Below are 18081 nucleotides of genomic sequence, written 5' to 3'. Positions count from 1 at the left end.
CTTTTAGGGGTAAATGTATTTGAGTATGATGTTGAAATTTGTATTCAATATTAAGAACCTTTGTTAGAAGTAAATTGTTTTTTGTTTATTCTTAGTATTCTATTTTAAATATTTTGATGATTTTTTTTAAAAAGAGAGAGCGTGAGTTCTCTCTTTTTTTGTTTGTTTTAGTTTTTTTGTAAGTGTAATTTCTTCAAAAAAGCCCTTTTAAATTCCTGAAAAAGCGCTGTTTTTTAATTTAAATCAAAATTTAACATTTAACAAATAATTCACTTTAGTCAGTTTATTTGATTAATTAGTTAATGGTTAGTAACTTCAAACCCCCTTATTTTAAAAGAAAAGTTATGTTAATTAATTATTACAATTAATTAACATATTGCTAGAATTTGAAAGTGTTTTTCTTTGATAAAAGTACATTAATTAACAAAATATTTTATTTTAATTGTGTTTTTATTTGAAATTCAGTAACTTAGCAATTGTTAAAATAGCAAGGTTATTTATTTAACCAAAGAGTTTTACTTATTCCTGAGGTAATTTTCTATATTATCTCTATCTATCCGCCGCATTAAATTTAGTTTAAGCAAAGAAGCCCCTTTTTAATTAATATCATTTTTTATAAGAATGCTTTGAGAATTAGTTTCCTACTACTAATTGCTTGATGCCATTTTGTAAGGCTAAATTTGATCAGGTTTAAAAAAAAACTTGACAGAGGGATGCTTGTTGTATTATTATGAATGTTATTAAAGATTTGTATAAAGACCAAATTTTTAAATGTTTTCTTTCCCCATTTTCTGTTTTTAATTTGAGTTACTACGTTCTGGTCTAATTGTTTAATTTAATTGAGAATGATTATGAAATTAAAAATTACGCTTCTTTTATTATTAATTACAGCTCCCTTTATCAATTATGCACAAACAGTTTCTGGTGTTGCTACCAGTACTGGTTGTCCTAATGGAGGTATCATAACAGCCAGTAATTCAGGATCATGGACAACGCCACAGTATCAGTTATTAAAGGCTGGAGTAGTTGTTGCTCCTGTACCCAATGATCCAAATCAATTTACAACTAATGCAGTTTTTACTGGTCTTGCAACTGGCAATTATACTCTTAATGGACGGGATACCAATGTGGGAACCATTTTTAGCAGTACTACAATAGTAGTCAATGATGGATATACCGCTATAACAGTTTCAACTCCAACAAAAGTTACTGGTTGTGTTGGAGGTACAGCTGCACTTACCACAACAATTACAGGAGGAAAACTCCCTGTAACTTATAATATTGCTTTGCAATCTAGTCCCGGAACCAGCATACAGAGTAGTGGTAGCCTAAATGTATCAAATTTTACTTTTAATGCTTTACCAGCCGGTAATTATATTGTAAGTGTCACTGATGCATGTAATCAGACTGTTACAGGGGCTACAGCAATTTCAAATGCAACCGTATCAGTAAATGATATCAAGGTTTACTTAACTCCATATCCCACCAGACCAGGACTTACTTGTTCGCAGGCAATTCGATTAAAAATTGAAGGAGGATTTCGATATGTTACTTCTAATAATCCTGTAACTACGGCAGATGCAGCATTATTTAGCTGGAAAATAAAATATCAGGGGCAGTTATACGGGCAAGATATTGATGCAGATGGTTATGCAGATTTAGCCGGTCCGGGATTCCCATTATCAAGTATAAATCCTATAATGCCTCTTATAGCCACACGAGATGGTGTAACGGCAGATATACCTAATATGAAAGTGGTTCTTATCGATATTTGTGGCGGTACTAAGGAATTTGCAGTTTTAGATTATAATAAGCAAATATCTTATCTTTCTCTTGGAAATTGTGGAGGATCGGGAATACTAAAATCGTCTATTGCCGAAGGCCTTGATTGTTTGCCAATGACTGTTACGCTTACCAACCAAAGCAATGCAACTGAAAATCATAATTTTACAGTTACTTCTAGTGCTCAAACGTTTATAGAAACATTGACTCCAGGAGCATATTATAATGTAACTTATGTAGATGCAGAAGGATATACTACAGGATTGTATACACCGGCATCGAGTCTATTACTTTTTAATGCGACATCTACTTTTACGGTAGGACAAAATATTTCTGCAGGATATACTGTCAGTTTAAATGATTTAGATTATGGTTATCTTCAGTTAAAATTAGATCCTGTACAATCAAGTGATATTTTAACCTATACAGTTTCTGCATCCAGTAGTCCTAAAGTACCAATTGGATATTCTTATAGTGCAGCTTTAAATACTTTTCAAAACGGAACGACGGGATTTCCTTTGTTGCCAAAGCCTAATCCCTCAGATCCTACGCCTTTCTGGCCAAAGGGAAATTATACTTTACAAGTTACAACGCCTTGCGGAACTTCTCCTGTAGATGTTGTAGTTCAGGGACGAACAGCAAGCTTAAGCGGAAATACTTTAACTCCTATTTGCGGCGGTTTCAACTATGTAATGAATGGTACATTTGATGTGCAAAGTGCGTATCAGGTAATAGTGATTTCAGGACCATCAAGTGTGGGTCAAGTTCGGGATTTGGCCAGTACTACTGCTTCTTTGCCATTTACTGGTTTACCATTTGGTACTTATGTTTTTGGATTGCGTATCAAGGGAGGAGCAACTAGTGTATTAACACAGACAGTCACTTACGATGCCAGTAACGCGATTCAGGTTAATAAAACCAATACAGGAGGATATGTGTGTGCTGTAGGAGCAACAGATGGTATATTAACAATTACCGCTACTACAAATTCGCCAGCACCAAATAATACTTTGCAATATGCATTAAGTACAAATGGAGGTGTAACTTATGGATCTTATCAGGCATCTAATCAATTTCCTAATTTAGCAAGTGGCACTTATTATTTTAGGGTTAAGGATGGTTGTGGTAATATTGTTACCCAAACAGCTCAAATAGGTGTAGCAACTGCGCCAAATACATCTGCAAACGGTTTGAGTAATCCTACACTTTGTAAACTAGCAACAGGAACTATTCAATTAGATGTTGATATTCTCAATGCAGCATCTTATTTATGGTCGGGTCCTGGAATCAATGCAGGAAATCAAAATTTGAAAAGTCCATTAGTTAATTACACAGATTTATCGGTAGGCGTAAATAATTATACTTGTGCTGTAACACTTGGAGCTCCTTGTAATTCTACCAATATTACTAATCTTACTATTACTTTAACCTCTCTGCCGACAGTTGTAATCACTAATCCTCCGGCAGTTTGTTTTCCGGCTACGGTTAATATTGCTGCAGGTACAGTAACTTCGGGAAGCGATCCGGGACTAGTTTATTCGTATTTTACAGATAGTGCCGGTACAATTGCTTTATCAAATTCTACAGCGATAACAACTTCTGGTGTCTATTATGTAAAAGCCACAAACAGTAATGGTTGTTCTAGTATTAGTCCGGTTACAGTAACAGTAAATCCACTTCCTGTCGTTGTAGTTGTTACTCCTGCGGCTGTATGTGCGCCGGGAGCAGTAGATATAACTGCACCTGTAGTAACAACAGGAAGTACACCAGGGCTAACTTATAATTATTATACTGATCTCGCAGGTACTCAGGTTTTATCAAATCCTGCTGCCATAACAACGAGCGGAACTTATTACATAAAAGGAACTAATAGTACAACAACTTGTTCTGCGATTACTCCTGTAGTGGTAACGGTAAATCCTATTCCGACATTATCAACAACGAATCCTACAATATGTCTGGGATCTTCTATTGATTTGGCAACAGCCAAAACGGGTACAGGTACGACTTATACTTATTTTGCAGCAGATCAAACGACAATATTAACATCTGCAGTTGTAAACCCAACGGTCACCACAGATTATTATGTTCAGGCCTCTTCTGCAAATGGCTGTTCTTCTCCTAAAGCAAAGATAACGGTAACAGTTATCCCGACTCCTACAATACTTATCTCTAATCCGGCAGCAGTTTGTGAAGGTATAACAGTAGATTTAACTGCTCCGGTAATAACTACGGGAAGTACAGCAGGTTTAACCTATACTTACTATACAAATGCCGCTGCTACAAATGTTTTAGCAAATCCAAATACAGTTGCAGTAGGAGGTACTTATTATATAAAAGGAACAGATGCTAATGGATGTTTTGCTATTAGCCCAGTAACCGTAACGATTAATATTAAACCAATAGCATCGTTTACTTACAGTATTATAAATAATGCTAATGATGATTATTTATTTACAAGTACATCAACCTCATTAGCCGTTAGTTTTGGAATAGGTTATGCCTGGGATTTTGGAGATGGTAATACATCAAATATAGAATCTCCAACACACCAATATGCCGCTAGTGGTACTTATACCGTTACTCTTGTAGTTACCAATACTAATGGTTGTTCCTCAACTGCGTCAGAAACAATTGTAGTAACCAAAGATCCAAATGTAGCCGCAGGATTTACCATAAATGATGCTGATCAGTGTGTGAGTGGTAATAATTTTAATTTTACCAATAATAGTACCGTAACAGCAGGCTATACAATTACAGATTATGCGTGGGACTTTGGAGATGGAAGCCCCATTGACAATACAGAAAACCCTTCGCACACCTACACTGCTGCCGGAAACTATACAGTTACTGTTAGTATAACAGCTTCGAATGGAATTAATACTTTTTCAGATAGCGCTACAAGTTCTGTTATTGTGTTTGAGACCCCTGTTGTAGTCACAACAAATCCTGCTCCGGTTTGTGCTGGTACAACAGTAGATCTAACAGATAATGATCTAACAGCCGGAAGTTCATTAAATACCAATTTTTCTTATTACACAGATTCGGCAGGAACACAGATTCTCGCTAATCCAAATGCTGTTTCTGCTAGCGGTACATATTACATAAAAGGTACAAATATTAGCGGATGCTCTGCAATAACACCTATTATAGTAACCATTAATCCTTTACCAAATTTAGTGATTAACAATCCTGCACCAGTATGTGAAGGAGCAACGGTTGATTTAACAAATGCTGCAATTACCGCTGGAAGCACAGCTGGTTTAACCTATACTTATTTTAATGATGCCGGTGCAATAAGTGTACTTTCAAACCCAAATGCAATTAGCACGAGCAGTACCTATTATATAAAAGGAACTAGCGCTAGTGGATGTTTTGTAATTAATCCTGTAAACGTAATTATTAATGAATTGCCCACCGCATCCTTCAATTATAGTATAACAAATAATGCAAATGATAATTATTTATTTAGTAGCACTTCTTCTTCGCAAGGAAGCACTTTAGGATTGACTTATAACTGGGATTTTGGAGATGGAACTTCTTCAACAGTAGAAACACCAGCTCATCAATATTCTACTGCTGGTTCTTACACTGTTAGCTTAACAGTTACAAATGCCAATGGTTGTATCGATAGTGTATCTGAAACAATTATTATTAGTAGTGATCCAAATGTTGCTGCCGGATTTACTGTTAATGATTCGGATCAATGTACAAACGATAATAATTTTACTTTAACGAACACCAGCATTCTTAGCCCAGGTTTTTCTGTTACAGAATATGTCTGGGATTTTGGAGATGGAAGCCCGATAGCTAATACAGAAAACACTTCACACATTTATAGTGCCGCCGGAACCTATATTATTACGCTGACAGTTACTGCGACAGATGGTGCAAATACTTTCTCTGATAGTGCAACTAGTTCTGTTATTCTAAATGATATTCCGGTAATAGTATTAACAAACCCTTTACCGGTATGTGAAAGTAATACAATTGATTTAACTGTTCCGGCAATAACTGTTGGAAGTACGGCAGGATTAACCTATACCTATTATAGCGATGCTTCGACGACACAACCATTACTTAATCCAAGTGCAATAACTGTTGGTGGGACTTATTATATAAAAGGGACGAATGTAAATGGATGTTCTGAAACTGGCGCAATTGCAGTGACAATAGATCCATTACCTATTTTAACGATAACCAATCCTCCGGCAGTATGTACGGGAACAACAGTAGACCTAACAGCAGCAACAGTAACCGCAGGAAGTTCGGCAGGATCAGTTTATGCTTATTATACAGATACATTAGGTACAATTGTATTGACAAATCCAAATACAGTTGCAGCAAGTGGAACTTATTACATAAAAGCAACAAATAGCAGTGGATGTGATGTAATAAATCCTGTAATAGTAACAATAAATCCATTACCGGTTGCTACAATAAATTATGCCAATACACCATATTGTAAAACAGGTACGGCAGCAGTAGTTCAGACAGGACAAACGGGAGGGACATATTCTAGTACTTCAGGATTGGTGATAAACAGTGCTACAGGAACGATAGATTTAGCTGCTAGTACAGCTGGAACGTATACAGTTCTATATAGTTTTAGCGATGGCAACTGTTCAAATACAACTTCTACAAGTATAGTAATTAATGGTTTGGTTGCTTTGCAGGGAACAGAATCTACAACTTGCGCTGCAGATGGTTTAGGATATGTTATAACACTTACCGTAAACGGACAGGCTCCTTTTATAGCAACAGGAACAGGAGCTCCGGGAACCTGGTCGGGAAATTCATGGACGTCGGCTTCAATACCTGCCGGTACAAATTATAATGTAACGATACAAGATGCACTGGCTTGCAATACTTTAGTAGTAGCTAATACAGCACCAAGTTGTTGTTCGTTTGAAGTTATTTGTCCGACCTTTCCAGCTGTTACCGTAAGTTGTTACGATCAGTTGCCAACAGCTTCGAGTTTAACAGTATCACAGTTTGAAGCGCTGGGCAATGGAGACGGAAGAATAGGAGACAACCCTTGTGGTGTAATAGAAATTACAGCTGCAAACGGCCCGGATCCGGGTTGTAGCGGAACAGTTATTCGAACTTATACGATAACAGAATACGATGACCCGAATAATAACAACATTCGTGATGTTGGCGAGAATACGGTTCTAAACACTACTGTTTGTACACAATCGATAACAATTCAGGACACAATTGCTCCGGTTTTTGTTGAGGCCCTGCCGGATGCAGTGTTGAATGTGAATTGCGGTACAATTCCACCAGCAGTTACACTTACAGCTACCGATAATTGTGGAAGTGCTACAGTGAATTATACAGAAACTCATGTCGATGGTAATTGTAGCAGTAATTACAGTCTGGTAAGGACCTGGACAGCAGAAGATGATTGCGGAAATCAAAAAGCCTATACTCAAACTGTCAATGTTTCCTGTGCGTTCGAAGTTTTTAATGCTATCTCTCCTAATAATGCAGACGGAAAAAATGACTTTTTCAAAATCAGCGGTATCGATTGTTATCCTAATAATACTGTTAGAATTTATAATAGATATGGCGTAATTGTTTACGAAAAAGAGGGTTACGATAATGTTACCAATCCTTTTGAAGGTTATTCTGACGGACGTTCAACAGTAAAACGAGGAGATAAACTCCCAACTGGAACTTACTTTTATACAGTACAATACGATGATGCTGGTAATCGAATCGAAAAGTCAGGATATCTATACATTAATAATCAGTAACTCTTAAATATTTATTATGAGAACAAAATTATTTTTCTTCGCTATTATGTTGGTAACTATTGCCGGTTATGCACAGCAAGATGCACAATATACGCAATACATGTACAACACTATAAATATCAATCCGGCTTACGCAGGATCACGAGGTGCTTTAAGTATTTTTGGATTGTACCGCACACAATGGGTTGGACTTGATGGTGCACCCGAGACAAGCAGTTTTTCAATTAATACCCCAATTAATAACAGCAATCTTGGAGTGGGACTTTCATTGGTTAATGATAAAATTGGCCCAACCAATGAGAATAATATATCAGCAGATATCTCGTATACTGTGCAGACTTCGGCTGATTTTAAGCTCTCCTTTGGTATAAAAGGAACCGCTAATATATTTAATCTGGACATCAACAAACTAAATCCTGCAGATCAGGGTGATCCGCAGTTTCAGGATTTACAGAATAAATTCTCTCCAAATGTGGGAGCCGGGGTGTATTGGCATTCAGACAAAGCTTATATCGGACTTTCAGTTCCTAATTTTATTGAGACCAATCGATACGATGATAATGATATAGCCATCTATAAAGACAAAATCAATTATTATTTAATGGGAGGGTATGTTTTTAATCTGGATAAATACCAATATTATAAATTCAAACCTGCTGTACTGGCTAAAATGGTCGAAGGAGCACCGCTTCAGGTTGATATTTCGGCAAACTTTATGTTTGTAGATAGATTTGTAGTAGGGGTGGCTTACAGATGGAGTGCGGCATTGAGCGCCATGGTAGGTTTTCAGATCACAGACGGACTTTATTTAGGTTATGGTTACGATCGCGAAACCACCAACCTGAACAATTATAATTCAGGATCTCACGAGATATTCCTGCGTTATGAATTCTTTAAAAACAACGGTAAAATGACAACCCCTCGTTTCTTCTAAAAATAAATGATTATGAAAAATTATATACTTCTTTGCCTGATCTTTATAATTGTTTTTTCATTTAACAGTTATGCCCAGGATTCCAAGGTAGCTGCCGGAGATAAAAAATACGACAATTATGCCTATATCGATGCTATTAAAACCTATGAGCGCGTAGCTGATAAAGGATACAAATCCGAGGATATGTTCAAGAAACTGGGAAATTCCTATTACTTTAATTCTGATTTTGATGGCGCTGCCAAATGGTACGGCGAGTTATTTGCCATGAATACAAGTCCGGAACCTGAGTATTATTACAGGTATGCGCAATCTTTAAAATCAACCGGACAAATGGATAAAGCCAATAAAGTTCTGGGAGAGTTTAATGCGAAATACAAAAATGACAACAGAGGAAAATTGTATAAGGAAGATGTTAATTATCTCGATGAGATCAAAGCCAATTCAGGACGTTATACAATCGAAAATGCCGGAATCAATTCTAAATATTCAGATTACGGAAGCTTTGTTTATGATAACAAACTCTATTTTGCATCGGCCAGGGATACCGGGAATTTTTCTCAAAGAAAACACAAATGGACCAATGAATATTTTACCAATTTGTATTTTGCCGATGTTGATCCTGCAACGGGTTCAAGTGCGAAAGTAAATAAGTTCAAAACTTCTATCAATACCAAGTTTCATGAATCTTCTCCGGCTTTCACCAAAGACGGAAAAACGGTTTATTTTACCCGAAACAATTATGTAAACGGAAAAAAAGGAAAAGATGAAAACAAAATTACACTCATTAAAATCTACAAAGCCACATTAGACAATAATGGCAAATGGACGAATATTATCGAACTTCCTTTTAACAGCGACAATTATAGTGTAGGACATCCTGCACTGAGCCCTGATGAGAAAACTTTGTATTTTGCTTCTGATATGCCCGGAACAATAGGACAATCGGATATTTATAAAGTAAGTATTAATGGGGATAGTTATGGTCCGCCACAGAATTTAGGCTCGACTATTAATACCGAAGGAAAAGAAACTTTTCCGTATGTCACCAGCGAAAACGAAATTTATTTTGCCTCAGACGGTCATCCCGGACTTGGCGGACTCGATGTTTTTGTGGGGAAAATTGAAGACAACGGAACGATCAGCAGTATTCAGAATGTGGGAGGCGATATTAATTCTCCAAAAGATGATTTTGCCTATATTATCGATCCGGTTTCAAGACGTGGTTATTTTAGTTCGAACAAAGATGGCGGACAAGGCTCTGATGATATCTATAAATTTTTGGAAACCCGAAAACTGCAATGCATTCAGGAGTTAAACGGAATCATTACAGATGCGCAAACAGGTGCTGTTTTAGCCGGAACAAAAGTTACGCTGTATGAAGGAACCACCATCAAAAGCACTACAATTTCTGATGCAAACGGAAATTATAGTTTTATGGTGGAATGCGGAAAAACCTATAACGTAAGGGCAGAAAAAGAAGAATATACCACAAGGGAAGTCAGTGTAACTATTGGCAAACTAACCGGAAAAACAAGTCTTCCGATTGCTTTGGAAAAATCAACCTGTAAGGTTACTATTGGTGACGATCTTGGAAAATGTTTTGGTATAAAAATGATTTATTTTGATCTGGATAAATCCAATATCAGAATGGAAGCAGCACTGGATTTAGAGAAAATCCTTGATGTACTGAACAACAACCCAACAATGAAACTTGATATTCGTTCACATACCGATAGCCGGGCTACACATGCTTATAATCAGGCATTATCAAACAGAAGAGCGAAATCGACCATCGACTGGCTTGTTAAAAACGGTGTCGCTAAAAACCGCTTAACCGGAAAAGGTTACGGAGAAACACAACTCGTAAACCGTTGTTCTGATGGCGTACCATGTACCGAAGAAGAACATCAAATGAACAGAAGAAGCGAATTTATTATTATGGGACTTTAAAAAAATAAGTTCCAATCTTTTTAAAAATCCAAATTCCAATACGAATAGATGTATTGGAATTTGGATTTTTTTATTTGGAATTTTCAATAATAGTAAAGAATGTCCGAATGTGTTATTAAAAAAACTTTTAATAGCAGAAATAATTACCAATTAAAATGAAATTTGACCAATTAATCTTAGTAATTGAAATATGATAGAGAAAAGATTAATAAAACTTTACAGTTAATTAATTTTTGTTGTTTTAGGCAGTATGATTTTGTTTTTAATTTATAGTAGGATAAAGATTTTAAACAATGTGTTGTAAAAGTTTGGGGTTTATACTGCCTAATCAACAATGATAAAAGTATAATTATTGAAATGCAAAATTTTAAAAAAAATGAAACAAAAAGAAGATAATACCATTTGGCATGGTAACAGATTAATGTTGTATGGTGTGGTGATAATTTTATCTGCATTGAATCTAATTCAGTTTTTTTCAAGATAAATATTTTGAGTTATTTAACTGATAACTTCTAAAGCCAATTTAAATTTTATTGGTGCTTAGGTGAAATTTGATTTTTTTTTAATGCTAATAATTGTTATGCTTTTAGTTGGCTTGTATTGTCATGTCTAGTATACAGCTCGTGAATTATTAGAGTAAAATTAAAAATGATTTATTCTTAAGCTTAGCGTGTATAGTATTTTTATTTTTCTATAATTTTAATAATTTTTTTAAGAGAGAGGACTGAGGTTCTCTCTTTTTTTTTGTTTTATTGGATTACCCTAATTTATAAGTTTAAAAACTTTTTGTGGCAAATATGAAAATTGATTGTCAAGACCTTTGCAAAAAAAATAAAGGTATTTGAGCCGATTAAAGATCAGAGAAAAGTATAATTGTTTAAAACGATTTCATTTTTTGTCTAAACTGATAACGGATTCAAATAAAGATTGTCAAATCAATTTAATATTATGAAATCAAAAATTACATTATTTTTAGTGTTAATTATGTTGCCGGTACTTAGTTTTACAGGCAATATCGCTTTCGCGCAAACTGTTTCTGGTACGCCAAGTAATAAGGGGTGTGCCGTTAGTGGTATCGTAACGGCAAGTAGTACAGGATTAGGATCGACTGTTGAATATCAGTTGCTTAAATCAGGTGTTGTTGTCATGCCTGTGCCAGGGAATGCTTCGGTATTTGCTACTAACAATGTGTTTGAAAATTTAGAAAATGGCAGCTATACAGTAAAAGCAAGGGCGGCATCCGGGCAAACTGTTTATACAAGCAACGCTATAACTGTAACGGACGGTTATACCAACATGACAGTTTCAGGACAGGCACAAGTTGCCAATTGTCCAGGAGGTTCAGCTGTACTAACTGCTGTTAAATCTGGAGGTAAGGCACCTTTTACTTATAAGATTGCTTTACAAAGTAGTCCAAATGCAATAATACAAACAAGTACGTCTACTACGGCTGGTACATTTCTATTTAATGCTTTGGCGGCTGGTAGCTATGTAATAAGTGTTACAGATGACTGTGGGCAAACAGCTACAGGGGCAACTTCAGTTTCTAATCCTATGATAAATTTAGATCAGGTTAAAGTATACCTGACTCCTTATCCAACAAAAGCAGGACTTGTATGTTCAAATCCTATTCGATTAAAAATTGAAGGAGGATTTCGATATGTTTCTTCAAATCAACCTCTTTCAGCTGCCGATGAGGCATTGTTTACCTGGAAAATTAAATACAAAGGTGATTTGTATGGAAAAGATACGGATGGCGATGGGTATGCAGACAAAAATGGTGATGGATTTGATCTGTCAACTTCCACACCAATAATGCCTAAAATAGCTGATAGAGCTGGTATTCTTGATGACATGGCAAATATGAAAGTGGTATTGTTGGATCATTGTGGCGGTCAGAAAGAATTTTCTATTTATGACTATAATAAAAATGTATCTTATTTGTCGCTTGGTAATTGTAATGGAATGGCAGTACTAAAATCGTCTATTGCAGAAGGTTTGGATTGTTTGCCTATCAATTTAACATTAACAAATCAAAGTAATCGAACGGAAGTTCACAATGTTACCGTGACAAGTGGTGGGGCTCAAACGTTTACTGCAGCTATGACTCCAGGAGCATATTATGATGTAACTTATGTAGATGCTGAAGGGTATACAAAAAATTTATACACAGCAGCATCAAGTATATTACTTTTTAATGCTGTATCAAATTATACAATTGGTCAAAATATATCAGCGGGTTATATAACGAGCTTAAATGACTTGGAATATGGTTATTTGCAATTAAAAATTGATCCGGTACAATCTAATGATAGGTTAACCTATACAGTTTCTGCATCCAATAATCCAAAAGTGGCAGTTGGGTATACCAATTCTGCTTTACTAAGTTCTTTCCAAAACGGAGCATCTGGATTTCCATTATTAACAAGTCCAAATCCATCAGACCCGTCACCATTTTGGCCTAAAGGAAATTATACTTTGGATGTAAATACCCCTTGTGGTACTCAATCAGTCAATGTAGTAGTACAAGGACGTACTGCCAGTTTAAATGGTAATACTATAACGCCAGTTTGTGGTGGATTTAATTATGTAATGAATGGTAATTTTGATGTTGCAACTGCCTATCAGGTTATTGTACTTTCAGGACCTTCTAGTGTAGGGCAAACAAGAGATTTAGCAAGTATAACTGCTTCATTGCCTTTTAATAGTTTATCTTATGGGACCTATGTTTTTGGGTTGCGTATCAAAGGGGGAACAAAAAATGTACTAACACAGACGGTTACTTATGATGTTGGCGATATTATAAAAGTGGATAGAAGTAAAACAGGTGGTTACGTTTGTACAGAAGGATCGCAAGACGGAACTTTGACCATAAGTGCTTTGTCAAAATCACTTGCTCCAAATGATGTTTTAACTTATGCTTTAAGTACAAATGGAGGTTCCACTTATGGAGCATATCAAAGTTCTAATATGTTTAGCGGCTTAAGTAGCGGTACATATTACTTTAAAGTAAAGGATGGTTGTGGTAACGAAATAACGCAAACTTCTCAAATAGGTGTAGCAACAGCTCCTGTAATTGATGTAAATGGTTTGATGTCAAAAGCTGAGTTTTGCCCTAATACTTCAGGAAGTATGCAGTTAGATGTAGATGTACTTAATGCAGCTTCATATTTTTGGACAGGTCCAGGAATTACGACTGCAAATCAAAATTTGAAGAGCCCTTCTGTTAACTATAGTGATTTAGCTGTAGGAGCAAATAATTATACTTGTACAGTAAAGATTGGGGCACCATGTAATACAGAGAATGAAGCAAGCGTAATAATTACCGGACTTCCGTTACCAATTTTTTCAGTAAATAATCCTTTGGCAGTATGTTTTCCTAATACAGTAGATTTAACAGCTCCTGCAGTTACATCAGGAAATGTAACAGGATTATCTTATTTTACAGATAACTTAGCGACTGTTGCTTTAACTACTCCAAAAGCAGTAAGTACTTCAGGAACTTATTATATAAAAGCAACTAACGGACAATGTAGTACTATTCTTCCGGTTGTTGTAACTGTAAATCCTTTACCAATCGCAACAATTACTTATCCTAATGGACCATATTGCAATAGAGGAACAGCAGTTGTTACTCATACAGGTTTAAATGGCGGTATTTATAGTGGAGATACTGGATTAGTAGTTGATCCAAGCACAGGAGAAATAAATTTAACGGCAAGTACAGCAGGAAATCATACAGTTACTTATACGTTTAATAATGGTACTTGTTCAAATAGTACTACTTCTATAGTAACTATAAATGCTACGGCTTTACCAACAGCGTTATCAGATATAACTGGACAATGTTCTGTTGCAAAACCCACAGCGCCTACATTGGTAGACCCATGTGCAGGAGGATTAACAGCTACAACAAATACAAGTTTTCCAATTACTAAATTAGGAGAAACTGAAATAATTTGGGTGTTTGATTACGGAAACAATTTTACTCAAACTGTAACTCAAAAAGTAATCATTAGCGAAACAGCTTTAAAACAAGCAGTAAGCACAACTTGCGCTAGTGATGGTTCAGGTTATATATTAAACTTAAATGTAACTGGAGAAGGACCTTATACAATAACAGGAACCGGAGCACCCGGAACTTGGTCAGGTTCTGCGTGGACTTCAGGAACTATCTCGAGAGGAACTAATTATAATGTCAATATTCAGGATAAATATAAATGTAATACTTTATCTGTAAGCGGTATTGCACCTGTTTGTTGTGTATTTGAAGTAACTTCTCCTACTTTTCCAACAACTACTATTACATGTTATGACCAATTGCCAACGGCTACAAAGTTAACCACAGCTGAATTTGAAGCTTTAGGAAAAGGTGATGGAATTATTGGAAATAATCCTTGTGGTGTAATAGAAATTACAGCCTCTAATAGTGTTGATCCGGGTTGCAACGGAAACGTAACAAGAACCTATACAGTAACAGAATATGCAGATCCGAACAATAATAAAGTACGAGATTTAGGAGAAAACACAGTTTTGAATACAAGTACTTGTACACAAATTTTTACAATTGAAAGAGCTGATTTTGTTATGCCTGTAAATACAGGAACAACAGTTGCATGTGCATCATTAATTGTTGCGCCAACAGTTCCTGAAGTAAAAGACAATTGCGGTAATGTAGTAACACCTACGTTGGTTATTTCATCTACACCTCAGTGTAACGGAGATGTAACGTATACATATACCTTTACGGATTGTGCAGGAAACGCGCACGACTGGGTTTATACTTATGCAATTAAAACGGTAGATTTTGTTATGCCGGCCAATACAGGAACAACAGTTGCATGTGCATCATTAATTGTTGCGCCAACAGTTCCTGAAGTAAAAGACAATTGCGGTAATGTATTAACACCTACGTTGGTTATTTCATCTACACCTCAGTGTAACGGAGATGTAACGTATACATATACCTTTACGGATTGTGCTGGAAACGCGCACGACTGGGTTTATACTTATGCAATTAAAACGGTAGATTTTGTTATGCCGGCCAATGCAGGAACAACAGTTGCATGTGCATCATTAATTGTTGCGCCAACAGTTCCTGAAGTAAAAGACAATTGCGGTAATGTATTAACACCTACTTTGATTATTTCACCTACACCTCAGTGTAACGGAGATGTAACGTATACATATACCTTTACGGATTGTGCAGGAAACGCGCACGAGTGGGTTTATACTTATGCAATTAAAACGGCAGATTTTGTTATGCCGGCCAATGCAGGAACAACAGTGGCATGTGCATCATTAATTGTTACGCCAACAGTTCCTGAAGTAAAAGATAATTGCGGTAATGTATTAACACCTACGTTGGTTATTTCACCTACACCTCAGTGTAACGGAGATGTAACGTATACATATACTTTTACTGATTGTGCAGGAAACACGTACGACTGGGTTTATACCTACACAATTGAAACAGTAGATTTCGTTATGCCAGTTAATGCAGGAACAACAGTGGCATGTGCATCATTAATTGTTGCACCAACAGTTCCGGAGGTTAGAGACAACTGCGGTAATGTATTAACACCTGTGTTGGATATTTCACCTACACCTCAGTGTAATGGAAAGGTAGTATATACTTATACTTTTACGGATTGTATTGGGAATAAACATGATTGGCAATATACTTACACAATAGAAAGTGTTGACTTCGTTATGCCAAACAATGCAGGAACAACAGTTGCTTGTGCATCATTAATTGTTGCACCAACAGTTCCGGAGGTAAAAGACAACTGCGGTAATGTATTAACACCTGTGTTGGATATTTCACCTACACCTGAGTGTAATGGAAAGGTAGTATATACTTATACCTTTACGGATTGTATAGGTAATAAACATGATTGGGAATATACCTACACAATAGAAAGTGTTGACTTCATTATGCCAAACAATGCAGGAACAACAGTTGCATGTGCATCATTAATTGTTGCACCAACAGTTCCGGAGGTAAAAGACAACTGCGGTAATGTATTAACACCTGTGTTGGATATTTCACCTACACCTGAATGTAATGGAAAGGTAGTATATACTTATACTTTTACGGATTGTATAGGTAATAAACATGATTGGGAATATACCTACACAATTGAAACAGTAGATTTCGTTATGCCAGCTAATGCAGGATCAATAGTGGCTTGTTTATCTTCTGTTGTAGAACCAACAGTTCCAGAGGTAAAAGACAATTGTGGTAATGTTTTAACAGTATCAGCCCCAATTATTTCAGATCAACCGGAATGCAACGGAGAGGTAACGTATACCTATAAATTTACGGATTGTACAGGAAATACACACGACTGGGTTTATACTTACACCATAAATAATACATTAGCCCCAACAGGAAAAGCGCCTGCTGATTTAAAAGTGCAGTGTATAGAGGATATTCCTGCTGCTAATATCAATGCGGTTACCAATACAGTAGCAAACTGTAATGGAGAAATTAATGTTACTGTTGAAGATACAAATAACGGAGGTCGAGGATGTAAAGGTGAACCTTACATCGTAACAAGAACCTTTACATTAACAGACTGCGGCGGACTAAAAACTATTTTAGTTCAAAAAATAATAGCCGAAGATACTACGGCACCGGTTTTTGTAGAAACGTTACCAGCTAATATTGTAGTTGATTGTGCAATAGAAATTCCTGTAGCACCAACCTTAACAGCTGTCGACAATTGTTCAGTAGCCAATGTTGTTTACGATGAGGTTAAAATTGATGGGAACTGCTCAGGCAATTACCAATTGCAAAGAACCTGGACAGCCTCAGACTCATGTGGTAATGAAACTGTTTATACACAAGTCATAACGGTTTCAGATACAACAGCACCTGTTTTTGTGGAATCTCTTCCTGAGAGCGTGGTTAATGCAACTTGTGAAACCATTCCTGATGCGGTAACACTTACAGCTTCTGATACGTGCGGAACTGCAACAGTTGAGTATACAGAAACGAAAGTAGATGGAGATTGCAGTAGTAAACACGATTTGATAAGAGTTTGGACAGCAACAGATGATTGCGGTAACCAAAATACATTTAAGCAAACCATACATGTATCATGTCTTCCGGAAATTTTTAATGCAATTTCACCAAACGGAGACGGAATAAACGATACATTCAAAATAGGAGGTATTGATTGTTATCCTAATAATAATCTGAGAATCTATAATAGATATGGTGTATTGATATATGAAAAAGAAAGATACGATAATGTAACCGATCCGTTTGAAGGTTTCTCTGATGGACGTGCAACTGTAAAAAGAGGTGACAAACTTCCAACAGGTACGTACTTCTATACTTTAGAATACAATGATGATAATCAAAACAGAGTAGAAAAAGCGGGTTATTTGTACATTAACAATAACTAAAGAAACAAACTCAAAATAAACTAAGTAATAGTTATAACGCTGATGCAAATCTAATTTTGTATCAGCGTTTTTTTTGCTTAAAACTTTGATACAGAATAAAAGGTGTTTGAAAAAAAGTAAGCACTGTGATCAAATTAAGTCTGTCAAAAATTATTAAAATCTATGCGGTCAATAATAGTCAATATATAGCGAAAAGTGTATAAAAAGAAACCATAAAAAGTCATTTTGTTTTACTGT

4 protein-coding genes are annotated in these 18081 nt (G+C 36.0%); all 4 read left to right on the top strand.

Annotated elements, in window-relative coordinates; all coding sequences use genetic code 11:
* Positions 1–851: 851 nt before the first annotated feature.
* The 4 genes from L0669_RS19070 (at position 852) to L0669_RS19055 (ending at position 17844) form a co-directional block, all read left to right on the top strand.
* Positions 852–7544, top strand: coding sequence for a PKD domain-containing protein (locus L0669_RS19070; RefSeq protein WP_263759436.1), 6693 nt, complete (start codon positions 852–854; stop codon positions 7542–7544).
* A 16-nt stretch (positions 7545–7560) separates the two neighbouring features.
* Positions 7561–8478: a PorP/SprF family type IX secretion system membrane protein gene (locus L0669_RS19065; protein ID WP_263759434.1), complete on the top strand. Its 918-nt coding sequence runs from the start codon at positions 7561–7563 to the stop codon at positions 8476–8478.
* A gap of 12 nt (positions 8479–8490) precedes the next feature.
* Complete coding sequence (locus L0669_RS19060) at positions 8491–10428, top strand: OmpA family protein (protein WP_263759433.1); 1938 nt, start codon at positions 8491–8493, stop codon at positions 10426–10428.
* Between the two features lie 948 nt (positions 10429–11376).
* Positions 11377–17844 carry a T9SS type B sorting domain-containing protein gene (locus L0669_RS19055; protein ID WP_263759432.1) on the top strand — a complete coding sequence of 2156 codons (6468 nt, stop codon included), beginning with the start codon at positions 11377–11379 and terminating at the stop codon, positions 17842–17844.
* The last annotated feature ends 237 nt before the right edge of the window (positions 17845–18081 follow it).

Source organism: Flavobacterium bizetiae (assembly GCF_024271895.1).
GTDB classification, from domain to species: Bacteria; Bacteroidota; Bacteroidia; order Flavobacteriales; family Flavobacteriaceae; genus Flavobacterium; species Flavobacterium bizetiae.
The sequence above is the reverse complement of the archived record's forward strand: the minus strand, read 5'-3'. Positions and strand labels throughout refer to the sequence as shown.